Origin of the sequence: Psychromicrobium ferritrahens (genome assembly GCF_043789415.1) — a bacterium.
Taxonomy (GTDB): Bacteria; Actinomycetota; Actinomycetes; order Actinomycetales; family Micrococcaceae; genus Renibacterium.
The window spans coordinates 1,690,550-1,715,768 of sequence record NZ_JBDLLW010000001.1 but is presented as its reverse complement, the minus strand read 5'-3'; the positions used below and the strand labels follow the sequence as shown (position 1 = coordinate 1,715,768).

21 protein-coding genes, 2 tRNA genes and 1 pseudogene are annotated in these 25,219 nt (G+C 59.1%); 19 read left to right on the top strand and 5 right to left on the bottom strand.

Translation table 11 applies throughout. The annotated features are described in order from the left end of the window. The first annotated feature begins 20 nt into the window (after positions 1-20). The 10 genes and pseudogenes from gnd (at position 21) to ABDK06_RS07825 (ending at position 9,817) form a co-directional block, all read left to right on the top strand. The gene (gnd, locus tag ABDK06_RS07870) at positions 21-905 is read left to right on the top strand and encodes a phosphogluconate dehydrogenase (NAD(+)-dependent, decarboxylating) (RefSeq protein ID WP_394940405.1); all 885 of its coding nucleotides are present in this window, start codon (positions 21-23) and stop codon (positions 903-905) included. A gap of 1 nt (position 906) precedes the next feature. Continuing rightward, positions 907-2,109 (top strand): DNA replication/repair protein RecF, encoded by a 1,203-nt coding sequence (recF, locus tag ABDK06_RS07865; RefSeq protein WP_394940404.1) that lies wholly within the window; start codon positions 907-909, stop codon positions 2,107-2,109. Beyond that, on the top strand, positions 2,096-2,650 hold the full coding sequence (locus ABDK06_RS07860) for a DciA family protein (protein ID WP_394940403.1): 555 nt from the start codon (positions 2,096-2,098) through the stop codon (positions 2,648-2,650). The genes recF and ABDK06_RS07860 overlap by 14 nt, the downstream gene beginning before the upstream one ends. Positions 2,651-2,907: 257 nt before the next feature. Next, on the top strand, positions 2,908-5,001 hold the full coding sequence (gyrB, locus tag ABDK06_RS07855) for a DNA topoisomerase (ATP-hydrolyzing) subunit B (RefSeq protein ID WP_394940402.1): 2,094 nt from the start codon (positions 2,908-2,910) through the stop codon (positions 4,999-5,001). Positions 5,002-5,141: 140 nt separating this feature from the next. Beyond that, positions 5,142-7,733 carry a DNA gyrase subunit A gene (gyrA, locus tag ABDK06_RS07850; RefSeq protein ID WP_394940401.1) on the top strand — a complete coding sequence of 864 codons (2,592 nt, stop codon included), beginning with the start codon at positions 5,142-5,144 and terminating at the stop codon, positions 7,731-7,733. Positions 7,734-7,765: 32 nt separating this feature from the next. Beyond that, a pseudogene (locus tag ABDK06_RS07845) lies at positions 7,766-8,218 on the top strand (DUF3566 domain-containing protein); the annotation flags it as partial. Between the two features lie 176 nt (positions 8,219-8,394). Then, positions 8,395-8,468: transfer RNA gene (locus tag ABDK06_RS07840), tRNA-Ile, on the top strand. Between the two features lie 22 nt (positions 8,469-8,490). Further along, positions 8,491-8,610 carry a DLW-39 family protein gene (locus tag ABDK06_RS07835; protein WP_394940400.1) on the top strand — a complete coding sequence of 40 codons (120 nt, stop codon included), beginning with the start codon at positions 8,491-8,493 and terminating at the stop codon, positions 8,608-8,610. Between the two features lie 14 nt (positions 8,611-8,624). Next, positions 8,625-8,697 (top strand) — tRNA-Ala (locus ABDK06_RS07830). Positions 8,698-8,935: 238 nt separating this feature from the next. Beyond that, the gene (locus tag ABDK06_RS07825) at positions 8,936-9,817 is read left to right on the top strand and encodes a DMT family transporter (RefSeq protein ID WP_394940399.1); all 882 of its coding nucleotides are present in this window, start codon (positions 8,936-8,938) and stop codon (positions 9,815-9,817) included. A gap of 55 nt (positions 9,818-9,872) precedes the next feature. Here the strand turns inward: ABDK06_RS07825 and ABDK06_RS07820 are convergent, their stop codons facing one another. From ABDK06_RS07820 to ABDK06_RS07810, 3 genes are all read right to left on the bottom strand, one after another. Continuing rightward, a complete protein-coding gene (locus ABDK06_RS07820) occupies positions 9,873-10,253 on the bottom strand; it encodes a nuclear transport factor 2 family protein (RefSeq protein WP_394940398.1) in 381 nt (126 codons plus the stop codon). Between the two features lie 174 nt (positions 10,254-10,427). After that, positions 10,428-11,321, bottom strand: a complete 894-nt coding sequence (locus ABDK06_RS07815; RefSeq protein WP_394940397.1) for a glycosyltransferase family 2 protein — start codon at positions 11,319-11,321, stop codon at positions 10,428-10,430. A 42-nt stretch (positions 11,322-11,363) separates the two neighbouring features. Continuing rightward, on the bottom strand, positions 11,364-12,302 hold the full coding sequence (locus tag ABDK06_RS07810) for a hypothetical protein (RefSeq protein WP_394940396.1): 939 nt from the start codon (positions 12,300-12,302) through the stop codon (positions 11,364-11,366). A 129-nt stretch (positions 12,303-12,431) separates the two neighbouring features. Here ABDK06_RS07810 and ABDK06_RS07805 point away from each other — a divergent pair, with 129 nt between their 5' ends. The 3 genes from ABDK06_RS07805 (at position 12,432) to ABDK06_RS07795 (ending at position 17,656) form a co-directional block, all read left to right on the top strand. Then, a complete protein-coding gene (locus ABDK06_RS07805; RefSeq protein ID WP_394940395.1) occupies positions 12,432-12,974 on the top strand; it encodes a peptidylprolyl isomerase in 543 nt (180 codons plus the stop codon). Between the two features lie 11 nt (positions 12,975-12,985). Beyond that, positions 12,986-13,867 (top strand): rhomboid family intramembrane serine protease, encoded by an 882-nt coding sequence (locus ABDK06_RS07800; protein ID WP_394940394.1) that lies wholly within the window; start codon positions 12,986-12,988, stop codon positions 13,865-13,867. 825 nt (positions 13,868-14,692) lie between these two features. After that, positions 14,693-17,656 carry a helix-turn-helix transcriptional regulator gene (locus ABDK06_RS07795; protein WP_394940393.1) on the top strand — a complete coding sequence of 988 codons (2,964 nt, stop codon included), beginning with the start codon at positions 14,693-14,695 and terminating at the stop codon, positions 17,654-17,656. Positions 17,657-17,668: 12 nt separating this feature from the next. Here ABDK06_RS07795 and ABDK06_RS07790 read toward each other — a convergent pair whose 3' ends face one another. Further along, positions 17,669-18,271, bottom strand: a complete 603-nt coding sequence (locus tag ABDK06_RS07790; protein WP_394940392.1) for a TetR/AcrR family transcriptional regulator — start codon at positions 18,269-18,271, stop codon at positions 17,669-17,671. Positions 18,272-18,365: 94 nt separating this feature from the next. Here ABDK06_RS07790 and ABDK06_RS07785 point away from each other — a divergent pair, with 94 nt between their 5' ends. Further along, complete coding sequence (locus ABDK06_RS07785) at positions 18,366-19,232, top strand: alpha/beta hydrolase (RefSeq protein ID WP_394940391.1); 867 nt, start codon at positions 18,366-18,368, stop codon at positions 19,230-19,232. A gap of 152 nt (positions 19,233-19,384) precedes the next feature. Beyond that, positions 19,385-20,464 (top strand): alkene reductase, encoded by a 1,080-nt coding sequence (locus ABDK06_RS07780; RefSeq protein ID WP_394940390.1) that lies wholly within the window; start codon positions 19,385-19,387, stop codon positions 20,462-20,464. A 3-nt stretch (positions 20,465-20,467) separates the two neighbouring features. Here ABDK06_RS07780 and ABDK06_RS07775 read toward each other — a convergent pair whose 3' ends face one another. After that, positions 20,468-20,995 carry a tetratricopeptide repeat protein gene (locus ABDK06_RS07775; RefSeq protein ID WP_394940389.1) on the bottom strand — a complete coding sequence of 176 codons (528 nt, stop codon included), beginning with the start codon at positions 20,993-20,995 and terminating at the stop codon, positions 20,468-20,470. Positions 20,996-21,193: 198 nt separating this feature from the next. On the opposite strand from ABDK06_RS07775, the gene ABDK06_RS07770 reads away from it, so the two are divergent. From ABDK06_RS07770 to ABDK06_RS07755, 4 genes are all read left to right on the top strand, one after another. After that, entirely contained in the window at positions 21,194-21,886 is a 693-nt protein-coding gene (locus ABDK06_RS07770; RefSeq protein WP_463401503.1) for a response regulator, read from the top strand. Next, positions 21,883-23,415 carry a sensor histidine kinase gene (locus ABDK06_RS07765; protein ID WP_394940388.1) on the top strand — a complete coding sequence of 511 codons (1,533 nt, stop codon included), beginning with the start codon at positions 21,883-21,885 and terminating at the stop codon, positions 23,413-23,415. Before ABDK06_RS07770 ends, ABDK06_RS07765 begins: the two co-directional genes overlap by 4 nt. A gap of 87 nt (positions 23,416-23,502) precedes the next feature. After that, complete coding sequence (locus ABDK06_RS07760; RefSeq protein WP_394940387.1) at positions 23,503-24,483, top strand: D-alanyl-D-alanine carboxypeptidase family protein; 981 nt, start codon at positions 23,503-23,505, stop codon at positions 24,481-24,483. Continuing rightward, on the top strand, positions 24,480-25,049 hold the full coding sequence (locus ABDK06_RS07755) for a LytR C-terminal domain-containing protein (protein WP_394940386.1): 570 nt from the start codon (positions 24,480-24,482) through the stop codon (positions 25,047-25,049). The genes ABDK06_RS07760 and ABDK06_RS07755 overlap by 4 nt, the downstream gene beginning before the upstream one ends. Positions 25,050-25,219: the final 170 nt, after the last annotated feature.

Below are 25,219 nucleotides of genomic sequence, written 5' to 3'. Positions count from 1 at the left end.
TCGCAGGAAAGAGTCACAAAATGCACATTGGTTTGATCGGCCTTGGAAAAATGGGTTTCAACATGCGTGCCCGGTTGCGTCAAGGGGGCATCGAGGTCACCGGCTATGACCGGAACCCCGAAGTCACGGATGTTGCTACCGTGGAAGCTCTCGTCGCCGCGCTTCCATCACCTCGAGTCATCTGGGTGATGGTGCCTTCAGGCCAGATCACTGACTCGGTGATTGATCAGCTCGGTACTCTGCTGAGCCCCGGCGATCTGGTGATCGACGGCGGTAACTCACGGTTCACCGAGGATCAGAAACACGCTGCTCAGCTGGCTGAAAAGTCCATCCGCTTCGTTGACTGCGGAGTTTCCGGCGGAGTTTGGGGCTTGGAGAACGGTTATGGCTTGATGGCCGGTGGCAGCGATGAAGATATTGAAAGCCTGCTGCCGATCTTCGATGCGCTGCGCCCTGAGGGCGAGCGCTCCGATAGCTTCGTGCACGTCGGTGCCGTCGGTGCCGGGCACTACGCCAAAATGGTGCATAACGGCATCGAATATGGTCTGATGCAGTCCTACGCCGAAGGCTACGAGCTGCTAGCGGCCAAGGACATCATCAAAGATCTTCCTGGCACTTTCCGGGCCTGGCAAAAAGGCACCGTTGTACGTTCCTGGTTGCTGGATCTAATGGTCAAGGCACTTGAGGAGGATCCCGGCCTGGCCTCGATTGACGATTATGTCGAGGACTCAGGTGAAGGTCGTTGGACGGTTGAAGAGGCCATCGCCAATGCGGTACCCGCCCCGGCGATCACCGCAGCGCTCTTTGCTCGTTTCGCCTCACGCGAGGATTCCTCGCCCGCGAACAAGATGGTCTCCGCGCTGCGCAACCAGTTCGGCGGCCATGCCATGAAGCCAGCTAAGTAGTGTGTATCTAGAAAAGCTCTCGCTGACCGATTTCCGGAGTTACTCCCAGGTCGATCTTGAGTTAGTGCCCGGCGTCACCGTTTTCGTCGGTTCCAACGGACTCGGCAAGACGAATCTGGTGGAAGCTCTGGGATACCTCGGTTCGCTCGGTTCGCATCGAGTGTCCAGTGACGGGCCGCTGATCAGATTCGGCGCAGAACGCGCCATCATCCGGGGTGCTTTGGTGCGCGGTGAGCAGCGGCTCAGCCTCGAGGTGGAAATCAATGCGGGCAGAGCTAATCGGGCCAGGATTAACCGGGCTAATCCGGTGCGAGCCAGGGATATCTTGGGGCTTTGCCGCAGTGTGCTGTTCGCGCCAGAGGATCTGGCCTTGGTTAAGGGCGATCCCGCGCATCGCAGGCGGTTCATGGATGATTTGCTGCAGTCGCTGCAACCTCGTTATGCCGGGGTTCGGGCGGACTACGAACGGGTATTGAAGCAGCGCAATGCGCTTTTGAAGTCAGCTCGAACTCACGGTGGCTTTCGCAATAAACCGACAGCTGAGTTCCTTTCGACCATCGAGATCTGGGACCAGCATCTCGCAGAGCAGGCGGCACAGCTGCTTTTTGCCAGGTTGCAACTGCTCCGAGACATTCAGCCACAGCTAGCCGAGGCATATACACAGCTGACGGATGGATCTAAAGAACTCAAGGCTGGCTATCGAAGTAGCCTCGGCGGTTATGAGGAAGATTCCGAAACTGCTTCGGAGAGCGCCTCCGCCGAGGACGAGTTGGTTCAGCTGACAGTGCCCGAATTGGTCGAGCGTTATCTTACTGCGTTAGCAGCGGCGCGATCGCGGGAGATGGACCGAGGGCTCACCTTGGTCGGCCCGCACCGTGACGAGCTTGAATTGCAGCTCGGCGGTGCCCCGGCTCGTGGCTATGCCTCTCACGGGGAGACCTGGTCGGTGGCCTTGGCTTTGCGACTGGCATCTTATTACCTGCTGCGCGATCAAGAACACGGCGCTGCCGGAGCGGATCCCATTCTGATCCTCGATGATGTCTTTGCCGAGTTGGATGTCTCGCGGCGCAATAAGCTCGCCACAATGGTTGCCGGTGCTGAACAGGTATTAGTCACTGCCGCTGTCGAAGAGGACATCCCGGAAGAACTCTCCGGCGAACGAGTCCGGGTTATCGCGACCGGGGTCATCGATGCCCAACGATGAAGTTCCTGATGCGGCCGGGCAGGCGGAGCAGGAATCAGCGGAGCTCGATGCCGCCCAGGCTGCTCTGAACCGGATGCGGCAAGCTGCTCAGTCCCGAGGGGAGCGCCGAGTGCGCAGTGCTTCAGTGCATCGGCAGCAGAAAAAAGCTGCTAGATCGGCGAATCAGCGTTCGACGTCGGGGTCCGCAAGAGATCCACAGGGACTCGGTGGCATTCTGAATCGGATGGTCGCGGAACGTGGCTGGACTTCACCGGTCGCTGTCGGATCGGTCATCGCTCAATGGGACACCTTAGTAGGTGCTGAGATTGCGGCCCATTGCCAGCCTGAATCCTTTGATGGCTCGGTGCTTCAAGTACGTTGCGATTCCACCACCTGGGCTACCCAGCTCAGATTGCTTTCAACGACTTTACTGACCAGATTCGAGTCAGATCTAGGGCCAGGAGTGGTGACTAAGATCCAAGTGCTGGCCCCCACCGCACCGAATTGGCGCAAGGGCGGGCGTACCGTGAACGGCCGGGGACCTCGCGATACTTATGGATAATCCCTGAAAGGCCCTGTGAGAGGCTGAGCCCTCCGTAAGCTGTCTGGGACCCATACTAGAACTTTCGAATTCGTCCTGAGTGGGATTATTGGCCGTTCAAGGGCATTTGTGCGTCGTGTTTACCCCTAAAACTTCAAGACCCTGTAGAATAGTCACTGAGAGTTATTTTAGCTGTGTCCGATCGTCTGGCAGCCTTTGGCCGCCGGCGGACCGCTGAATCAGGAACGTACAACAAGATAAAGGGGTCGAGCACGCCTGTGTCCACCAGCAACTCAGAAAACCCGCGGAATCCGGAATCCCCGGATGAAGAGACGACTCCGAAAAACAAACCGACCTCGCATGTTTCACCCGAGGATTCTCATTACGATGCCAGTGACATCACCGTCCTCGAAGGCCTAGAAGCGGTCCGTAAGCGTCCGGGTATGTACATCGGCTCCACCGGTCCCCGTGGTCTGCACCACCTGATCACCGAGATTGTCGACAATGCTGTTGATGAAGCACTCGCCGGATACTGCACGCATATTGAGATCACTCTGCAGGCCGACGGCGGCGTCCGGGTTGAGGACGACGGTCGCGGTATCCCAGTGGATATGCACCCCACCGAGGGCAAATCGACCGTCGAAGTGGTGATGACCATCCTGCATGCCGGTGGCAAGTTCGGCGGTGGCGGCTATGCGGTTTCCGGTGGTCTGCACGGCGTCGGCGTCTCGGTGGTCAATGCGCTTTCCACCAGGGTTGAAACCCGGGTCAAGCGTCAGGGCTTCAACTGGTACCAGTCCTTCGCTGACGGCGGTAAGCCGGTTGGTTCGCTGCGCAAGGGCGAGCCGACCGAGGAAACCGGTACCACCCAGACTTTCTGGGCGGACCCGGCGATCTTTGAGACCACAGATTATGATTTCGAAACGCTGCGAGCCCGTTTTCAGCAGTATGCCTTCCTGAACAAGGGTCTGCGGATCACGCTGACCGACGAACGAGCTGCCCAGGAGATCGACGAAGAACTCGCTTCGGACGACGAATCGGCCGAGGAAACTTCAGCACACCGTCAGGTGGTCTACCAGTACGACAATGGTCTGATCGACTATGTGACGTACCTGAATTCGTCCAAAAAAGTCGACGTGATCAACCCCGAAGTGATCGCTTTCGAGAGCGAGAACAAGGATCTGAACGGGCGCTCGATCGCGCTTGAACTCGCCATGCAATGGACCACTGCCTATTCCGAGAGCGTGCATACTTACGCGAACACCATCAACACTCATGAGGGCGGTACCCACGAGGAGGGCTTCCGTGCCGCGATGACCTCGTTGATCAACCGCTACGCGCGTGAGAAGAACATCATCAAGGAAAAAGATGAGAACCTCACCGGTGACGATATCCGTGAGGGGCTGACCGCGGTGATCTCGGTGAAACTCTCCGAGCCACAGTTTGAAGGCCAGACCAAGACCAAGCTGGGTAACTCGGAAGCCAAGGGCTTCGTGCAGCGCGTGGTCACCGAAGAACTGGGTGACTGGCTGGAACGCAACCCCGGGCCAGCTCGCGATGTGATCCGCAAATCCATTCAGGCTGCCCAGGCGCGGTTGGCCGCCCGTAAAGCTCGCGAGTCCACCCGGCGTAAAGGTCTGCTGGAATCCGGCGGAATGCCGGGCAAACTCAAGGACTGCCAGTCCAAGGACCCTTCGAAGAGTGAGATTTACATTGTGGAGGGTGACTCCGCAGGCGGTTCTGCGGTGCGGGGTCGCAATCCGGAGACTCAGGCGATCCTGCCCCTGCGTGGCAAGATCCTCAATGTGGAGCGGGCCCGCCTCGACCGGGCGCTCGGCAATGCCGAGGTTCAAGCGATGATCACCGCCTTCGGTGCCGGCATCGGGGAGGACTTCGATGTCGAAAAAGCGCGCTACCACAAGATCGTGCTGATGGCCGATGCCGACGTCGACGGTCAGCACATCACCACCCTGCTGCTCACCCTGCTGTTCCGCTATATGCGGCCACTGGTGGAGAGCGGTTACGTCTACCTGGCGCAGCCTCCGCTGTACCGGATCAAGTGGTCCAATGCTCCGCACGACTACGTCTTCTCCGATAAAGAGCGAGACGAAGCACTGGCCAAGGGCAGCGCCGCCGGTCATCGGATCCCCAAGGACAACGGCATCCAGCGCTATAAGGGTCTGGGCGAGATGGACTACACCGAACTGTGGGACACCACGATGGACCCGGATCACCGCACTCTGCTCCAGGTGACCATGGAGGACGCGGCTGCCGCCGACCAGACCTTCTCTGTGCTGATGGGCGAGGACGTCGAATCACGTCGGCACTTCATCCAGCAGAACGCTAAGGACGTGCGGTTCCTTGATATCTAGGTTTTTAGGCTGTAGGGCAGGACGTCTCCGCCCGACTCGCGCCACACACGACTTCGTCGGAGTGTCGCTCCTGCGCCCGTCCACGCCCCAGCCGTCCTGCCCTACAGCCGTTCCAAGCTGCAATGAAAGCGATGTGACTTATGTCTGACGTAACTGGCGGAGAAGTGACCGACCGGATTGAACAGGTCGATCTGCAGACCGAGATGCAACGGTCCTATTTGGACTACGCGATGGCGGTTATCGTCGGCCGCGCCCTTCCTGACGTACGAGACGGCCTGAAGCCGGTGCACCGGCGCGTGCTGTACGCGATGTACGACGGCGGCTACCGGCCGGACCGTTCCTTCAATAAGTGCGCCCGGGTGGTCGGCGAAGTAATGGGTCAGTATCACCCGCACGGTGATATGGCGATTTACGACGCCCTGGTGCGGCTGATCCAGGACTGGACCATGCGGTACCCGCTGGCTCTGGGCCAGGGCAACTTCGGTTCACCGGGCAACGATGGCGCGGCAGCACCTCGTTACACCGAAACGAAGATGGCCCCGCTCGCCATGGAGATGGTCCGGGACATCGACAAGGACACCGTCGATTTCCAGGACAACTACGACGGTAAGAACCAAGAGCCGATGATTCTGCCGGCTCGTTTCCCCAACCTGCTGGTCAATGGCTCCTCCGGTATCGCGGTCGGTATGGCCACGAATATCCCGCCGCATAACCTGCGCGAAGTCGCTGAGGGCGTGCAGTGGTACTTGCAGAATCCCACCGCCAGCAAAGAGGAACTGCTTGATGCGCTGATTCAGCGGATCAAGGGGCCTGACTTCCCCACCGGTGCCCAGATCCTCGGTCATAAGGGCATTGAAGACGCTTATCGGACCGGTCGTGGGTCCATCACGATGCGTGCCGTGGTCAATGTGGAGGAGATTCAGGGCCGGACCTGCTTGGTGGTCACCGAACTGCCCTATCAGGCCAACCCCGACAACCTCGCGGTCAAGATTGCTGAGCTGGTCAAGGACGGCAAGATCGCCGGCATCGCAGATCTGCGAGATGAGACCTCTGGTCGTACCGGCCAGCGCCTCGTCATCGTGCTCAAGCGCGACGCGGTGGCCAAGGTGGTGCTCAACAACCTCTACAAGCACACCTCACTGCAGGAGAACTTCAGCGCGAATATGCTCGCCATCGTCGACGGCGTGCCGCGTACCCTGAGCTTGGACGCCTTTATCCGGCACTGGGTGACCCACCAGATGGAAGTCATCGTGCGGCGCACCCGCTTCCTGCTCAATGAGGCGGAAGCCCGGGCGCATATTCTGCGCGGCCTGCTCAAGGCCCTGGATGCCCTCGATGAGGTGATCGCCTTGATCCGCCGTTCCCCCACCGGCGATGAGGCACGCACCGGTCTGATTCAGCTGCTGGACATCGATGAGTTGCAGGCCAACGCCATCCTGGATATGCAGTTGCGCCGTTTGGCAGCTTTGGAACGGCAGCGGATCCAGGATCAGCACGCTCAGCTGGAACTCGAGATCGCTGAATACAACTCGATTCTGGCTTCCGAGGAACGCCAGCGGACCATCGTCAGCGAGGAGCTCGCGGAGATCGTCAATAAGTACGGAGATGATCGCCGCAGCCAGATCTTGCTCGGTTATGACGGTGATATGAGCATGGAAGACCTGATCCCTGAAGAGGAGATGGTGGTCACCATCACCCGCGGTGGTTACGTCAAGCGCACCCGTAGCGACAACTACCGTTCACAGCACCGCGGCGGTAAGGGCATCAAGGGCGCCCAGTTGCGCGGGGACGACGTCGTCGAACACTTCTTCGTCACCACCACCCACCACTGGCTGCTGTTCTTCACCAACCTCGGGCGGGTTTACCGCGCTAAGGCTTATGAGCTGATCGAGGCTGGGCGGGACGCTAAGGGCCAGCACGTGGCCAATCTGCTCGCTTTCCAGCCCGATGAGAAGATCGCTCAAGTCCTCGATCTGCGGGATTACGCGCAGTCCCCCTACTTGGTGCTGGCCACCAAGAACGGTCTGGTGAAGAAGACCAGGCTGGAGGATTACGACACCAACCGCACGGCGGGCGTGATCGCGATCAACCTGCGCGACGAAGACGAACTCGTCTCTGCGCAGCTGGTCTCGGAGACCGATGATCTGCTGCTGGTCTCCCGGAAGGGTCAGTCCATCCGTTTCACTGCGACGGACGAAGCCCTCCGCCCGATGGGCAGGGCCACCTCGGGCGTCACCGGGATGAAGTTCCGGGAGAGCGATGAGCTGCTCGCCGCTGATGTGGTGACCGACGATTCCTATGTCTTCATCGTCACCGAAGGCGGCTACGCCAAGCGCACCGCGGTGGAGGAATATCGTACCCAGGGACGAGGCGGACTCGGCATCAAAGTTGCCAAACTGGTAGAGGATCGCGGTGATCTGGTCGGTGCGCTCATCGTGAAGGACGACGACGAAGTGCTGGTGGTGATGGAAGGTGGCAAGGTGGTTCGCTCCAATGTCGCCGAGGTACCTGCCAAGGGCCGTGACACCATGGGTGTGATCTTCGCCAAGCCCGATAAGAACGACCGAATCATCGAAGTCGCACGCAATAGCGAACGGGGTCTGGAGAGCTTAGTGGGCGAGAACGAAGAGGATGAAGTACCGTTGACTGAAGACCAAACGGCAAGCCAGAGTGAAGCTGTGCCAGATGATGCCAGCCAGAACGAGGCTGCCGACGAGGGAGGCAACGATTGAGCACGAATAATCCGGGCCCGAAAATAAGTGCGCCAGCGCGTCCGGCGCAGCGCCCGACGTCCGCGGCTAAGCCCGCAACCCAGCAGCGCCCAGGCTTAGTCAAGCCGGCGCCCAAGGGAAAAGTCCGCCGGGCGAGACTGCAGATCTCACGGCTGGATCCGTGGTCGGTGCTCAAGATGGCCTTTTTGCTTTCGGTGGCTCTCGGCATCATCACCGTGGTGGCGGCCATCGTGCTGTGGGGTGTGCTGGATCTGACCGGTGTTTTCGACCGGATCAATTCGCTGCTCAATGACTTCCAGGGCCAAGAAGGCGGCTCGGTGGACATCAAGTCCTTCGCCTCGCTGGGTCTGGTTGCTTCTTATGCGGTGATCCTGGCGGTGGTGAATGTCGTACTGCTGACCGCTCTCTCCATGCTGGCCGCCGTGCTGTACAACATTTCGGCAACCCTGGTCGGCGGCATCGGGGTCACCCTGACCGACGACTAAAGTCCCCACGCCTTCCCTCACCTCCTACCTCGGTGTGGGGCCCTCGGGCGCGTGGGCCCCGGTGCACTCACATAGCGTGTATCGATTGAAGGCTTCGCACTGATCTCTATCTCCGCTCTATTTGGAGAGGTCGGCGGGATGCTGTAGAGTTTTATCTCGGCCCGAGAGGGTCGAGGGGGCGTATAGCTCAGGCGGTTAGAGCGCTTCGCTGATAACGAAGAGGTCCCAGGTTCAAGTCCTGGTACGCCCACGGAATCTTTGAAGGAGAAGCTGTGAAAAAGTTGATCTTCATTGCTGCGGCAGTGTTCGGTGTGATTTTTTTGCGGAAGAAAATTCAAGAGTCCACTAGCCAGAAGAACGTGTGGAACGAAGCAACTGATAAAGTTGAATAGCTTCCAACACTGACGGGGGCATGGCGCAATTGGTAGCGCACCTGCTTTGCAAGCAGGGGGTTCGGGGTTCGAGTCCCCGTGCCTCCACCGTCAAGGGCCGATCCACTCAGTGGATCGGCCCTTTTAGGTTTAAAGACTTGCGCCCGGTGCAGGGATTGCCCAATGACTTCGCGATAACTCACTGCCTGGTCGGAGACCTATCCAGGGCTCGGGAGGCTATTGGCGCTGAGGACGCCGATGCGAAGAGTGGTGCTGCGGTCCCCGAGAGGGCGTCATATTGGCACGGCCAGCCGAGACAACTTCGGCTGAGCACTAGGGTTGAGGGGTGAATTATCTTCTGGTGGGGCTCGCCGTACTGGGGGTCGCGGCCTCGGGGCCCATTATGGCCGCCACCGCTGCCCCCGCACTTGCTATAGCCTTCTGGCGCAATGCCTTGGGTGCGGCGATCATGGGCACACCTACGGTGCTTCGGCAGCGCCAACAGTTCCGTCAGCTCACTCGCCAGGACTATCTGGTGTCCACCCTGGGAGCTGCGGCGCTCGCGCTGCACTTCGCCAGCTTCATCACGGCGCTTCAGCTGACGTCTGTGGCGGCAGCCACCGCTTTGGTCTGCCTGCAATCCGCTTGGATTGTGCTCTTCCAACTGATCAGGGGAATCCGTCAGATCCCAGCGATCTTCTGCGGCTTACTCTTAGCCCTGATAGGTGTGGTGGTGATCACCGGTCTGGATTTCAGTACCTCCGCTCAAGCTCTTACCGGAGACCTGCTCGGTGTAGCGGGTGGTGCCTTAGCCGGAATATATACCATGGTCGGTGCCAAAGCTCGGGAGACCATGACCACGGGGGTCTATACGACGCTCTGCTACGGTATCTGTGCCCTCTTCCTGCTCATTCTTGCGCTGATCTTCAGTGTCCCGCTGATTGGCTTCGGAACCTGGGTATGGTTAGGCATTATTGCGGTGACCCTGGTGGCGCAAATCATGGGTCATAGCATCATTAACTATTTGCTGGCCAGCATGAGTCCGTTAGTGATTTCTATGCTGATCCTGCTGGAGATCCCAGGTGCTGCTCTTCTGGCCGCCGTCTTCCTGAATGAAAGGCTTCCCTCGGGAACCTATGCCGGGTTGTTACTCATTCTGGCCGGATTAGCCGTGGTAATTCTGGGTCAGAGTAGGGGCTTGCCGAGGTCACAGCGGCGTTCCCCTTGAAGAATGGACAACCCAGCGATCCGATGGATAGTCGCTGGAATAAAAATTCGGGCCGCTAAGAGGCTATTTCTTCCAGGTCCCCCGGGCTCCAGTAGGCTTGAAAGTGAGTGATCAGCCCTGCCTCGTTCAGAGAAACCACATCGATTGCAGTAGCTCCAAAGCGTTTGCCATCGATTTCCACTTCGAAGCTGAAGGCCATCGCAGCGCGATTCCCCTCCGAGCCCCTGATCGGACCGTCGAGGGTCATGTTGAGGGAGCCGATCAGCGGACTGTAAACCTCGCGGAGTGCTTCGCGTCCTTTACGAACCGGGGAGCCATAAGGGTCTTCCCACTCGACGTCTTCGGCGAATAACCCGAGCAATCCTTCGAGATCATTGGCGTTGATGGTGTCGATGTAGCTTTGAAGAACGCGCTTGCCTGGGTGCGGAGCAGTCATGGTGAGGTTTCTTTCGATTCACTGAGCAACTTGTACATTACGGACAACGCAAAACGGGGGATTTTGTTCCCCTAGTTGGGCGCTTGAGTTACCCAATCGCTCGGATCCGTTATTTGATTCGAGAGCAAGTTATCAAGATAAGCGGAAAGATCGGATCCCTTTTCAGATTGCTCTTCAGGGCCGTAGGGCGGCGCGACGTGCCATCTGATTGACACTCGCAGTGTGCACGGCACGTAGTACTTTAGCCGGGAAATACACCGAGAAGAAGACCACCATAGGGGCCTTGAGTGCGAGCTTCTTGACGTTATGAGCCTTGTACGTGCGTTCGAAGCGGCTCACGTAGTAGCGGTAGTCCCGAGGTGAATCCTCCAGCCGACGAGCTGACATCCCGCTCACCATGCTCGGAACGTACTGAACTTTGAGTTCATGATCGGCCAGATGCAGGGAAAGATCAATATCCTCGTGCATCTCGTCTTTTTCGTCTCGGCAGGTCTCTCCGCGGATTTCTTCCCAAGCGGTACGGCGCAGGGCCATGTTCGAGCCGAAGAGGAAGTGGTACTGATGCTTGGCCAGCCGGAGCATCAGTTGCCGCATCTTATCGTCAGCCTTGAGTCCGAAGCGACGCATTGGCATATCGTAGTAGACCACCGGTCCGGTAGCTGCCGCCACCTGATCATCCCGAAAGGCTTGCTGCACCTGTTCGACCCAGTCAGGTTCCAGCACCGAGTCAGCGTCGATCCGCCCCAGCACATCGCCCTCGGCGTGATTCAAACCGAAATTACGGGTCGGAATCAAGCCTTGCTCATCGTTCTGATGAAGTAACCGAATCGGGCTTTCCGGGTACTCGAGTTGCATCTGCTCGACGATCGCGCAGGTCGAATCAGTGGACCGGTTGTCGACAACGATGATTTCATCAGCCGGAACAGACTGATAAACAGCGGCAATCAAGCATTGCCTGATCACGCTCTCCTCGTTGTAGGCGGGGATCACAATGGATACACTCGGCAGACCCGAGGAGGCACCAGGGGTCGGGGTGTTACTGCCTGACTCGGCTATATCGCTTGGCATTATGTAACAAATCTAGCATTGGGCCCCAAAAAGCGGCGTTTACTACTTGTCTGTAGCGTCTTTCACGACGTCCTGGGCCGCCTTCTTGACCTCTTCGGCCTTATCCTTGACGGTGCTTTTAGCCTGGTCGACAGTGTCTGCAACCTTGTCCGTGACGTCTTTGGCAGTGTCTTTGGCCTGGTCAGCGACCTTAGCCGCTTCTTCCTTAACTGCGTCTTTGGTGTCCTTCACTGCTTCTGAAGCCTTTTCGGCAGTGTCTTTCACCGTCTCTGAGACCTTTTCTGCGGTGTCCTTAACCGGCACCGGGGTCTTCCAAGGATCTTCAACAGGGCGTGAAGCCCGCCAGACTGCAGCACCGGCAGCCACAGCAGCGGCAATCACACCGAAGATGAGCCAGCCCTTGCCACCTGACTTATTCGCCTTCTTCTGTTCGCGCTTGAACTGTTCAGCGGCCTGCTTGGCGGCTTGTTCGGCTGCTTTACGCGCCTTGGAGGCGGCTCGCTTACTCTGCTTGATCACTGGAGCCAGGGCTTCGGATGCCTGGGAGACAGTTTGATTGGCAACCGGCGCCACGTGTTCGGTGACGTATTCGGAGACATTGCTGTTCACTCCATCGAGCGCCTTGCCAACGGCCTGGGCGGCATCGCCGAGCTTATCGGAGAGCAGGGGCAGATATTCGTCCACCACCTTGTCCTTCGCGGTCTGCAGAGCGGGGGTGGCCTTTTCGAGGGCTTCAGCGATCTTGGGGGCGGCGTCATCAACCGCGTCAGAGAGGCGAGGCCCGAACTTTTCGAGGCCTTCCTGGATCTTGGGAGTCACGGTGGCAACGCCATCCGCGGTGAACTGGGCTGCTTTCCGCAGGCCCTCCTGGACCTTGGGCGAGGCGGCTTCGATGCTCTTCTCCGCCCAGCTCCTTGCGGCTTCGACGCCGTTGCTCAAGGTTTCATCAAAGTCCCGGGCTACCTGGTCTGCCTTTTTCACAATTACCTCCCGATTATTGGATTTCTCTCTAGCCTACGTCGATTGAGCTCGGCCTGCGAGTCTGCGTTGTGACTGTGCGCTGTGAGTGGAACTCCGATTTCAGCTCGACGAACGTGAAAGAATTACGTTATGACTGCTATTCCTACCGCAAAAGCAACCCTGCACACCAACCACGGTGATATCACACTGAACTTGTTCGGCAACCACGCGCCGAAGACCGTAGAGAACTTCATCGGTCTGGCCACGGGTGAGAAGACCTGGACCCACCCGGCAACGGGAGAGAAGAGCAATGAGCCCTTCTACAACGGGGTCATCTTCCACCGCATCATCCGCCAGTTCATGCTCCAGGGCGGCGATCCGCTCGGTCAGGGCATCGGCGGCCCCGGTTATACCTTCGACGATGAGATCCACCCCGAGCTCGTCTACAACAAGCCCTACCTGCTTGCGATGGCCAACGCCGGTATCCAGATGGGGCGCGGCACCAACGGTTCACAATTCTTCATCACTACCGTGCCCACCCCGCACCTCCAGGGCAAGCACACCATTTTCGGCGAGGTCGCGGACGAGGAGTCCCGCGCCGTCGTGGACGCCATTGAGGCAGTTCCCACCGCGCGTGGCGATAAGCCACTCGAGGACGTGGTGATCAACTCGGTCACCATCGAGAAGCTCTAAGGCACAACAACGTGAGTTACGGAATTCCGACGGCGGCCTCCGGTCAGGGTGCCGACGTTCCAGTGTGTCCAAGGCATCCGGACCGGGTGTCCTATGTCCGCTGCCAACGCTGCGGCCGACCGGCCTGCACCGAGTGCCAGCGGCCGGCCGCCGTCGGAATTCAATGCGTGGACTGCGTTCGTGAGACCAGCAAGGCCGCTCCGGTAAAACGCGCCGTCTTCGGCGGGGTAGCCCGTGGCGGGCGCCCGGTGGTGACCTTCACTCTGATTGCCATCTGCGTTTTGGTCTTCATCGGTGAGTGGATCCCTGGCCTGGGGATTTCCGACGCCTTCCTCTATGCGCCAGTAACCACCGAAACCCAGCCTTGGCGGATGCTGACCTCGGTGTTCACGCATTCCACCGGGTTCCTGCTGCACATCGCCCTGAATATGTATTCGCTCTATGTGCTCGGGAATGCACTTGAACCGATTTTTGGCCGATTGCGCTTCCTAATGCTGTTCTTGGTCTCTGGATTGGCCGGCTCGGTAGGGGTGCTTTTGATCGCGGCACCGGGACAGGCCGTGGTGGGTGCTTCCGGAGCCATTTTCGGTCTCTTCGGTGCCTTGTTTGTGGTTCAGTTGAAGCAACGCGGCGATCTCCGTCAGATCGTGGTGCTTCTGGTGATCAACGGCGTGATCGGCTTCCTCCCGGGGACTAATATCGCCTGGCAGGCTCATCTGGGCGGCCTGATCGGTGGGGCCTTGCTCGCCGCCATCTTCATCTATGCTCCGGCCGGTAAGAGTCAGCGTATTTTGCAGTGGGGTGGTATGGCTGCACTGCTCGTCGTTCTACTGCTCTGCACGGTGTGGCGGACAGCCGCGCTGCACGAGATCAGCCAGCAGTACATCTTCTAGTTATCCACAGAGAAATCCACATCTGGGCATAACTTACACGCTTGTAGTTCACCTTCCGATCGAGGCTGAGATTTCATAGCGGGGCCCACCGAGAATTCGGTGGGCCCCGCTTTTACTTCTCTTATGCGTGATTCATTGCGCTGAGCAGCCGGGTGTTTCGGGCGAGGATATTAGACTCAGCTGGCCTCGCCGACCTCCCCGTCCGAATCCTCGAACTGCGCCAATTCCTCGTTCATCAGGAAGCGCTGAAATCCACAGAGTTTTCCACAGTTGGGCATAACTTACACGGATGTAGTTCATGGACTCAGGCGCTGATTTCCAGGGCACCGGACTAAGGCTCCGCAGTCTTGGTGAGATGTCAAAGATAGGGCAATTGACCGAGGTAAGGCGGTTACCTTAGACGGAAATATTGGGTACATCGAAAGAACACCTGGAGGAACGATGTTTACCAACCCAGCATTGATTTCAAGCACTTTGGCAGAGTATGAAGAACGTGAGTTACGGCGGCGGCTCGAACGACGTCGGATCGAGCGCGAGCTGATCGCGGAACGTGCGGAGGACGGCTGGTTAGCCAGACTGATGAAGTACTTCAGGTCAGCTGAGCTGACGCATCGGCGGCCGGTCCGGAATCCGTCGGTCCAGAACCAACCAGCTCAGAACCAACCAGTCCAGAGTCCCTGCAAAGGCATGGCGGTTGGTCACTAGTGACCAGAAGCGTTGCTGCCCTGCTGCTGAGCAAGGCAATGATCGACACCGTGAAAATCAGCTCTCGGTCATTGACGCGGCGGCGGTAGTCCATGAAACGATGATCTGGTGATGCTGCCGGTGACGAGCCCGAAGATGGTCGGCCGAGAGGCCGACCTCTTGGTCTTACACGAGCATTTTGCCGCGGTTGAAGCTGGTGAACCGCGAGCGGTGGTGCTGAGCGGAGAAGCCGGGATTGGTAAAACCAGGCTGATTGAGAACTTTCGTCGCAACATCAAACCCTCGGCCTTGGTGATCAGTGGTCAATGCGTGGACCTGGGCCAAGTCGCCGTTCCCTATGCCCCGATCATCGATCTGATCCGGCAATTGGTCGCTCAGCTCGGGGCGCAGACCGTGCTGGAGGCCGCTGGTCCGGGCCGTGATGTGCTCGCCACCTTATTGCCTTCGCTCGCGGGTTCGGAACAGCCTGAATCCCATCCCTCGGTCGGTGCAGTCGGCACTGCGGGGCTTGGCAGATTACACGAGACCGTTGCAGTGATTTTGGAGACCTTCGCGCGTGACCGTCCCGTGCTGGCCATTGTGGAAGATCTTCATTGGGCTGACAGCGGCACACTCCGCCTGCTGTCCTTCATCATCCGTGCGCTCAGTTGTGATCGGGTGATGCTCTTACTGAGTTATCGCAGTGAGGATGTGCCGCGTGGGCATCCGGTCCGCGGATTTCTCACTGAGCTGGAACGCACCCGTCGAGTGGTCAGGCATGAGATCGGCAGGCTGTCCCGAGATCAGGTAGCCGCGCAGGCGAGGGAGATCCTCGGCAGTCAACTCGGCACGGCAGCGGTGGAAAATGTTTTCGAGCGCAGTGAGGGCGTACCGTTCTTCGTCGAGGAGCTCTTGGGTCTGGATGAAACCTGCAGTGAAGCCGATTTGCCGGACACCCTGAGAGAGCTTCTACTGGCTCGTTATGAACGGCTTTCTTCGGAGACTCAGCGGACCCTGCGACTGATCTCGGTCGGCGGAGTGAGGGTGGCTCATCAACTCGTGGAGAAAGTCTTCGATGGAGACGCCGGAGCACTCGATTCGACACTGCGCGAAGCGGTTTCCGCGAGTGTTCTGCTGGCGGAGGGCGATAGTTATGCCTTCAGGCACGCTCTGGTGCGTGAAGCTATCTACACCGATTTACTGCCCGGTGAAAGACTGCGATTCCACGCGGCCTTTGCCGAGGCCTTGCAGGAAAGTGCTTCAGAGACCCCGGTTGCGGCTGAGATTTCGTATCACTGGATATCGGCCAGAAACCCTCGCCAGGCCTTCCCCGCGACGCTCCTCGCGATGGCCCAAGCGCATGCCAGCTATGCCTTTGCCAGCGAAGCGCAGTTGGCCGAAAGGCTTTTGGAGCTGTGGGACGAGTTACCCCAAGCTGCTGAGCTGGCCGGAGCGTCCAGGGTCGAGCTCACTCGGCGGGCCGCCAGTGCATTGCGCAATGCCGGGGATAGCGAGCGGGCGATTGCGATGCTCGATTCAGCGATCGCCGATCCGGAACCGCGATCAGCGCTGATTCAGGTGAAATTATTGCGCGATAAAGCCGCCTACCTCACCACGATCAGTAAAACCGGCTCGGTTGAACTGCTGGAAGAAGCCCTGTCCTTGCTGCCTGAAGACGCCCCGCAGTACTTGCGGGCGAATTTGCTCAACAGCCTGGGTGCGCGGCAGATGATTCATGGCAGGTTCCAGGAGGCGATTCGCCTTACCGAGCAGGCCAGTGAGGCGGCGCGAGGTTGTTCGACCCGGGAGCTTTCGATAGCCGCAAGCATCAGCGGTTGCAGTCTGGCGCATTTGGGTGAACTGGAGGCTGGGCTTACCGTGATGAGCTCGGCGGAGCACCTCGCCGAGGGCGATGGAAGCGCTTTACTGAGGTACCGGGTCAATGCCTCTGATATGACGAATCTGCTGGGGAGGTATGAGGAATCCGTCGCTCTGGCTACCGAAGGGGTCGCCCGGGCCAAGGCTTTGGGCGTCGAGCGCAGTTCTGGTGCGCTGATGGCTTCCAACGCAGTGGACCCTTTGATTGCGCTTGGCCGCTGGGAGCTGGCGGAAGAAGTGCTGGATCGGACTCTGGCACTCGAGCCGCCTTTGGCTTTCCTGGTCTACCTGCGGCAGTCGAAGATGCTCTTAACTCTGTGGAGAGGCGATCCGCAGCGGGCAGCCGAACTCTATCGCGGTTGGCGTGGCCCGATGGAACGATTAGCGGCCCAGGAACTGCAGACCAAAATGCAGAGCGCGCTGGTCACTGCGGAAGTGCTCTTCGCGGTGGGAGAGCTGGAGGCCGCCTGGGCGGTCACCCGACACCTCTCTGATTCAGAGCATTGCTTTGCACCCGCCTATGACTTGCCGCTGCTGGGCATCGCGGCCCGGGTGCTGGCAAAGCTCAGAGAAAAATTACTGGCAGGAGGTTTCCCGCCCGGCAGTGAGCTCGCCGAACTCACTCTGCAAGATTTGGATGCTCGGGAGCAGCAGTGGCGAGCCCTTGTGAAGCGCAGTTCTTTTTGGCCCACTATCGGGATCTGGGAGTCCTTGGTGGAGGCAGAACTTGCCGGAGCTCATCGAACCGGCGATGATCCCGAGGCGTGGCGCCGGGCCGTGCAGCGCATAGCAGCTCCGGATGCTCAGGCTATTCTCCGACCCTACGCTGCCTATCGGCTGGGAGCAGCGCTGCTTGCGCGGGGTGATCGGGAAGCAGCGCAGCAGGCTCTGACGCGGGCCGTGGAGGCGGCCGAGGAGCTGGGCGCCCGATTGGTCAGCCAATGGGCAGAGGAGCTCGCAGCCGCAGCCGGGTTGGCGTTGGCTGGTCAAGGTCGAAAGCGCGGTGCTCCGAACTCCGAAGAACTGACAGCGCGAGAACGTCAAGTCCTGGCGCTGATCTCCGAGGGTCTCAGTAATCGACAAATTGGTGAGCGCTTGTTTATCAGTACCAAGACCGCGAGCGTCCACGTTTCCGCGATCCTGCGCAAACTCGGGGTGGCCACTCGCACCGAAGCCGCAGTGCTTTCGAGCGCAAGGCTTTCCAGGGTGGGTCCGCCGGCTGACTAGGCGCCGGTGCCGCTAATGACGCTCCGGTAGTTCTTCGATCGGTCCGTTTCCTATCAGCTTCAGCGCGGTGTCGACGAACGCAGCCTTGGTCTGCTCGACGCCGTCGAGATAGCCGCCCACCAAGGCGGCGTCCCGAAGCAGGATCAAAGTGGCAGCCACTTCCGCGGGCCGCTCGGCCCCCGAGGCTTCAGCCGCCTCGCTGAGTGCCTGGCGAAACCAATTGCGGTGCGAACTGATGACGGCCCTGACCCGTCCTGAGGCGTCAGGATACTCAGCGGCGGCATTGATGAACGGGCAGCCACGGGTGTGGTACTTGGAGATATCCTCTGCGATAAACTCGATTACCAGGCGCAGCAGTTCGCTTTTCTTGATGGTTTCGCTCGCGGCGTCGCGAAAATATCCGCGAATGATCGAGTCTTCCCGTGATAGATACGCCTCGACTAGATCTTCTTTACCGGGAAAATGCCGGTACATGGTGGCCCTGGTGACCTGGGCTTCAGCCAGGATCCTATCGATGCCGACCGTGTGGATCCCTTCCCGATAGAAGAGTGAAGACGCCGTGGCTAGCAGTCGTTCCCGGGCTGCGGACGTCGTAGTGCTTACCCCCTCCGTCATGCGATCACTTTAGCAGACTGATCGTTCTACCACTTGACAAAATTCTTCTTTCATTCGGATAGTAGATAGAACGTTCTATCTACTAGGAGTAAAAATGAGCACTTCATCCTTGACCCGCCGGGAACTGGCCGGTATAGCTCAGCTGAATGCCAGCGATAAAACCCCTTTGATCCTGGTGCACGGGCTCTGGCTTTTGCCGGAGAGCTGGAACCGCTGGATCGAGCTGGCTCAATCGAGCAGTTTCATCGGTTTCGCCCCGGACTGGCCTGACGATCCTGAGACGATCGAAGAAGCGCTCAGGACGCCGGCGGTTTTCGCGGGAAAGTCCGTTGCTGCGGTGACCGCTCATTTTGCGGAATTCATCGCGCGGTTAGATCGCAAGCCGGTACTGATCGGCCACTCCTTCGGCGGACTCATCGTTCAGAAACTAGCTGGTCAGGGCCTCGCCAAAGCCTCGGTGGCCATCAGTCCCGGTCCGATCAAGGGGGTCTGGCAACTGCCGTTCTCCTCCCTCAAGGCAGCAGCGCCCGTGCTCGGGAATCCGGCCAATTATCGCCGTCAAGTGAGGCTCACGGCGAAGCAATTCCGTTATGCCTTTGCCAATACAGTCTCCGAGCAGGAGGCAGCGGAACTCTACCGAACCTTTTCGGTGCCGGGTTCCGGAATGCCACTTTTCCAGGTGGCGGCCGCGACTTTCAATCCAGCTGCTGAGACCAGAGCCGATACCTCTCGCGCGGATCGCGGACCGCTACTGGTGATCGCCGCGGAAAAGGACCACACGGTGCCTCCCGCGCTCTCCCGTGCTGCTTTCAGACTGCAGCGGAGAAATCCCTCAACGACAGAGCTCATTGAACTGCCAGCTCGCGCACATTCGCTGGTCATAGACTCGGGATGGGCTGAAGTGGCAAAAATCGCTCTGGACTTCCTGGAGACCTCGACCGCAGCAACTGATCCACGGTGAAATTCCTTGAGGCTCCTCGTGGTGAGCGAGTGACGGCGGTCGTCGGACCAGGATTCAAGTTCGGGAATAACGATTGAGTGACTGAGGTTCTACGCAGTGAGTTTAGATGCAAACGCATGTACTCGAGATGAAAATCGTTAAGGAGAATCGCAGTGAGCAATGTGTGGGATGCAGTGACAGTAGGGCGCCGGGAACTGAAGAACCGGTTGGTGATGGCGCCGATGACCCGAAATCGTGCGACGGCGGACGGGGTGCCTACTCCGCTGGTGGTCGAATACTATCGGCAGCGGGCCTCGCTCGGTCTGCTGATCACCGAAGGCACCCAGCCCTCTGCTCAAGGGCAGGGCTATATGCTCACTCCCGGAATTTACAATGACGCACAGATCGAAGGCTGGTCCCGAGTCGCGGAGGCCGTGCACGCCGAGGGGAGTGCCCTGTACATTCAGGTGATGCACGCCGGAAGGATCGCACATCCGGACAACACTCAAGGCGGCCTGCAGCCGGTGGCACCTTCGGCGATCACCCCTGAAGGTCATATGCACACCTTGAACGGCGTCAAAGACCTGCCTACTCCCCGTGAGCTGAGCACCGAAGAGATCGCTTCGGTGATCGAAGAGTTCCGCACCGCGGCCCGATCAGCGATCGCCGCGGGCGCCGACGGCATCGAACTCCATTCAGCAAACGGTTACCTCCTGCACCAGTTCCTTTCTGAGAACAGCAATCAGCGCACCGATCAGTACGGTGGCAGCGTGGAAAACCGCGCTCGCCTGGTGATCGAGATCGCCCGGGCCACCGCGGAGGAAATCGGCGCCGACCGGGTAGGAATTCGTTTTTCCCCGAACAATGGCGCTGGAAGCACCCAAGAAGGCGCGGAATACGCCGAGACCTACCGCTACCTGGTCAAAGAGCTGGCGCCCCTGGGCCTGAGTTATCTGCATCTGATGCACATCGGCGATGAGGAACTTCTGGAATGGATCCGGGCGAACTGGCCTCAGAAACTGATTGTGAATCGTCCGGGTCGCGCCGCCGAGGACATTGGCTCTGATATTGAAGCCGGTCGCGCGGATCTCGAGTCGGTGGGCCAACTGGCACTGGCCAATCCGGATCTGGTCTGGCGGCTGAAGAACGGGGCCCCCTTCAATCAGGTCGATCAGAGCAAGTTCTTCGGTGGCGCCGCCGAGGGCTACACCGACTACCCGACCGTCCCGGAGGACGTCGACAGCTTGGTGTGACCGCTAGGCCTCTAGAGCCTGGGCGCTGCCCAGGCTCTGCAGGTACTCGGCGTTCCCTCTGATCGCTGCTTCGTAGCGGACTATCTCGGCGCTGTCCAGACGATCGGCGATGAGCAGCAGCAGTTCAGCGATTGCACTGTCGGCCTGCTCTGCTGCGTGAAGAGAGAGCGCGTGAAAGACCCGCAGGGAATCGGATTCCGGGAACTCCTCTCGAGCTCGCAGCAGAATCTTCAAGGACTCCTGATGCCGATCCAGATTTCGCAGAGTCGAGCCGTATTGCAGTAGGCAACGCCGTCGGGTGTCTCCGCTCAAGCCGCTTTTCAGGGCTTGTTCGTAGTACCCGGCGGCTTGCTCTTCCTGGCCATCGGTATCGTAAGAACCGCCCACTTCATAGAGCACTGCCGGGTTTCCCGGGTGTTCTTCCAGAAGCCGCAGAAAGTACTCGATGGTGGGACCCATATTATTGCGATCCCGCTCCTCAAAGCCCTTCCGAAGGGCTGACTCAAGCTCGGGGCTGAGATCGGCGGTCATTGTTCGTCCTTTCCTGATGGCGGTCAGCACACAATGATCGCCTTGTCTCAAGCTGTCACTGACTAGGCTACAGCTCTGTAACAGGGCCCTAGCGGGACCATGTCCGCGGTCTAGACTGGCCTCATTGGTAAGCGGCTGAGCCAGTCACATCACGATGGAGCATCTTCGACCGGCCAGCGCGTGATGACAGGAGATGGTTTGGCGAGGATTCTGATCGTCGAGGACGATCCCGATATCAACTCCGCTTTCAGATTGGCGCTCTCGCAGCGAGGTCACAGCGTTTCAGGGGTGTATCTCGGTGCGGAGGGTGTGCGAGCCGCGCTCGGTGATAATCCACCGGAATTGCTGATCTTGGATCTTATGTTGCCGGATCTGGATGGCCTTCAAGTGTGTCGTCAGATTCGACAGCACCGTCAGCTGCCGATCATTATGATGACCGCGAGAGGCGACGACGTCGACGTCGTACTCGGTCTTGAGGCTGGAGCTGACGACTATGTGGTGAAGCCCGTCGAACCGGTGATTCTTGAGGCGAGAATACGAGCGGTCTTGCGGCGTGGTTCAATCGAACCTGCTGTTGAGCAGGCAGATATTGTGCTCAACGGCTCCTTGCGGATAGATCGTGATGCCCTCCAGGTGACCAAGAACGGGCAGCAACTGGCCCTCTCACCCACTGAAATCCGCTTATTGCTCGAACTCTCGCGGCATCCGGGCCAGGTGCAAAGCCGGGAGCAGTTGCTGCGCTCGGTATGGGGGGTGGAATACCTGCTGGAATCCCGGATGGTCGATGCATCGGTGCAACGACTGCGAAGCAAGATCGAGGAAGATCCGGCGAACCCCAGCATCGTGGTGACGGTCAGGGGATTCGGATACCGATTCGATCAGCAGCGATGAGGAGGATTCGGCGCCTTTTCGGCAGCTTGAGCTTCCGGCTGGGCTTCGGGTTCGCACTGATAGCCGCTCTTGCTGCCGGTACCGTAGGAGCGGTGACCACCTGGTCGGCGCGGGACAATATTCTGGAAGCCGAGCAGAACAAATTACTCGGTGAGTTCGACGATGTCTATCAGCAGCTTCCGACTGTCATAGACCGAGATATCTATGGCAAACCATCCTCGGAGGCCGAGATTTTCTCGGGCATCCGAAGTATCAAGGGCCCTACCTTGCTGAGCTCCCCAGAGCTCGGGCTCTCCCAAGGGAATATTGATATCTCAATGATTCCGGAGAGCCTGCGAGTTGATACTTATTCGAGCGCTCTGCCTCGTTTCCTCCGAATCACCCAGGGCGGTGTCTCTTATTTCGTGGTGGCCCAGGCTAAGGCGATCACGCTCTCCGCCGGGAGCATCCCGCCGGCTAGCCCGCCCACGACTTCTCTTCCGCAGGCCTCCTCTGACGCTTCGTCCACGGCATCTTCTTCGGCATCTCCCTCTCCGCTGTCGGCGGAGGGAACCCTGAATACCATGCTCTACGGCCGGTATCCCATGGATAAACAAGATCAGCAGATTGCCCAGTTGACCGCCACAGCCGGGCTATTGACCCTTTTGATCGGGGTGGGAGCAGCATTGATCGGGCTCTGGCTCTCCCGTCAGCTCCTCAAACCTGTCACCGCGCTGCAGAAAGCCGCGGAAGGCTTCGGTACTTCGCATTCACCGACCATGCTCCGGAGCAGTGGGGTGAGCGAGTTGAACGGCGTGATCAACAGTTTCAATCAGACCTCCCGCAGACTCAGCAAGAGCATGTCCGAATTGGAGCAATCGGACTTCAGAGCCAAGAGGTTCGTCGCCGATGTTGCCCATGAATTGCGAACTCCCACGGCAGCCATGGTGGCTATTGCCGATCTTCTGGATCATCCAGAGACCTCCTCGGCTCATCTCGCCGAAGCGGGTCGGGTCACGGCTTCGGCGTCTCGCCGGTTGGCTTCGCTGATCGAAGATCTGCTGGAGATTTCAAGGCTCGACGCCGGACAGATCGCGGTGAAAACGCTCCCTTTCGACGTCGCAGAACGGCTTCGTCTGCTGGTCGCTGAGCGTGCCTGGCTGGATCACGTGGAATGGGGAGAGCTGAGCAGTGCCCGGATTGACACCGACCCACGCCGCTTCGACGTCATTGTGGGAAACTTGATCGCCAATGCTATTGCGCACGGCGGCGGAACCGCGAGGGTTGCGGTGCAGTCTTTCGAGCAGCGCTGCCGGATCGAAGTTCGTGACTTCGGCCCCGGCATACCAGAAGCCGATCTGCCTCATCTATTTGAACGTTTCTACAAATCCGATCGGTCCCGCAACAGCGGTGGAACCGGGCTTGGTTTGGCCTTGGTGAAGGAAAACCTTCGACTGCTGGGCGGCAGTATTTCGGTTTCCAGTACACCTGAGGGCACCGTTTTCTGGGTAGATTTTCTTCAAGCATCGGAAACCGATCCGGCGCACTGAACTTCTGCGAACGATATCAGCCGAGTTGTAGCTCAACGGTGACACAGCTGGGGCCAGACGCGGAAATCCGGCTCATAGCTTGGGAGCATGAGCAAAAGAACCTGGTGGAAACTCCCGATGGCTTTTTCGATGCTGGTCTTGATCAGTTCATGTGCTTTGTCGATGAACGCCCTGGAGAACAAGGCTGGCTCGTCGAGCAGCCCGGAATTCGGTTTCTCGGTGGACTGGACCTCGACGGCCTCGAGCATTATGCCGGTGGACGCCACTCTGCCCTTGGTGAATCAAGGCAATCAGGCGCCGGCAGCGATTGCGAGTACCGCAAAAGTCATCACGGCGCTCACGGTCCTGAAGCATACGCCACTCACTGTAGGGCAGAGCGGGCCGGTTTTCGAGATCGGCGCTTCCGACGTCGAACGCTACGAGAAATACCTGGCGATGAACGGCAGTGTTCTGCCGGTCTATCAAGGGATGACGCTCACCCTGCGGCAGGCGCTGGAAGCCATGCTCTTGCCTTCGGCAAATAATATTGCTGACAGCCTGGCCATCTGGACCTTTGGCTCACTGGATGCTTACCGGCAGGCCGCGCAGGCCTTAGTCCAGGAGCTAGGGCTCAGCTCGACCTCCGTGGGAACCGATGCGAGTGGGTATGACCCATCGACGACGAGCACCGCGCGTGATTTGGCGGTGCTGGCCGCTCATGCCATGAAGAACCCCGCGATTGCCGGGATCGTTAAGGAACCCAGCGCCAATATCCCTGGTTATGGGCCGGTGGATAACACCAATACCTTGCTGGGTGTGGACGGCATTATCGGCTTGAAGACGGGCACCAGCAAAGAAGCCCGGGGAGTGTTCCTCTTCGCTGCGACCATCGTCATCAAGGGCAAGAGCACGATGGTTGTCGGAGCGGTACAAGGCGCTGGAAGCGCAGCGAAGGACGCTATGAGTGTGGCGCAGCAGTTGATTCTTTCGGTCAAAGAGCTCTCTGCAACGGGTAGTGCGGATTTCTCCACACGGAAGGCCATGGCCTCGTGGCAGCAGAGCTTCGGACACCTGCTGCAGGAAGCATGATGATGAACTCAGAGAAGTCGAGTGAAGGTGCCACACGCACTTTGCTGATCTTCCTGCTCGCGCTGACCATGGTGGGGGCCGTTCTGGCGATTCTTGCTGGCTTCGGAATCGCTAAGATCATTCCTCCGGGCGCGCCGCAAGCCGTGGCGTGCCCCACGGAGACCATCCAGTCGAAACCGCCTCCTGAAGTTTCGTTGAATATCAATAATTCGACGGCCATCACCGGTTTGGCCGCAAAGACATCGAAATTGCTCAAAACGGCGGGCTTCCGGGTGCTTTCGGTGGTGACGAAACCCTCGCCCCTCTCGGTGAGTTCGATGGAGCTCCGGATCAAGGAGCAGAAGCCACAAATTCTGATCGCCACCCCCGCGAGCCAGCTCGACTCGGCGGTGACATTGCAGAACTACTTTCCGCTCTCCTTGGTCGTGATCAAGCCGAACGAAGCCCCATCGATCGAGCTCTATCTGCTCAGCGACGGAATCAAAACCCAGTCCGGCGTCAAGGAGCCAGCGAAGCTGCGCTGCCTCCCGCAGGACACTCGGATCAAGTTCTCGACGGCGTCCTAGCTGCGGTGCGCGGTGGGTAGCGGAGGGTTCCGCACGGTCCGAATGGCAGAGCTGACTCTCCATCCCCCGATGGTGGAGAGTCAGCTGGGTGTCGGCCGGACGCGAATCGGACATGATGCGAGCGGTGGTCCCCGGTGTATCCGGGTTTCGGTGGGCAGGACCGGTTTACC

Coding starts and splice junctions, on each gene's coding strand:
- gnd (WP_394940405.1), top strand. CDS start 21: ATGCACATTGGTTTGATCGGCCTTGGAAAAATGGGTTTCAACATGCGT.
- ABDK06_RS07860 (WP_394940403.1), top strand. CDS start 2,096: ATGCCCAACGATGAAGTTCCTGATGCGGCCGGGCAGGCGGAGCAGGAA.
- gyrA (WP_394940401.1), top strand. CDS start 5,142: ATGTCTGACGTAACTGGCGGAGAAGTGACCGACCGGATTGAACAGGTC.
- ABDK06_RS07820 (WP_394940398.1), bottom strand. CDS start 10,253: ATGACTGCTCCGCACCCAGGCAAGCGCGTTCTTCAAAGCTACATCGAC.
- ABDK06_RS07815 (WP_394940397.1), bottom strand. CDS start 11,321: ATGCCAAGCGATATAGCCGAGTCAGGCAGTAACACCCCGACCCCTGGT.
- ABDK06_RS07805 (WP_394940395.1), top strand. CDS start 12,432: ATGACTGCTATTCCTACCGCAAAAGCAACCCTGCACACCAACCACGGT.
- ABDK06_RS07790 (WP_394940392.1), bottom strand. CDS start 18,271: ATGACGGAGGGGGTAAGCACTACGACGTCCGCAGCCCGGGAACGACTG.
- ABDK06_RS07785 (WP_394940391.1), top strand. CDS start 18,366: ATGAGCACTTCATCCTTGACCCGCCGGGAACTGGCCGGTATAGCTCAG.
- ABDK06_RS07775 (WP_394940389.1), bottom strand. CDS start 20,995: ATGACCGCCGATCTCAGCCCCGAGCTTGAGTCAGCCCTTCGGAAGGGC.
- ABDK06_RS07765 (WP_394940388.1), top strand. CDS start 21,883: ATGAGGAGGATTCGGCGCCTTTTCGGCAGCTTGAGCTTCCGGCTGGGC.
- ABDK06_RS07760 (WP_394940387.1), top strand. CDS start 23,503: ATGAGCAAAAGAACCTGGTGGAAACTCCCGATGGCTTTTTCGATGCTG.
- ABDK06_RS07755 (WP_394940386.1), top strand. CDS start 24,480: ATGATGATGAACTCAGAGAAGTCGAGTGAAGGTGCCACACGCACTTTG.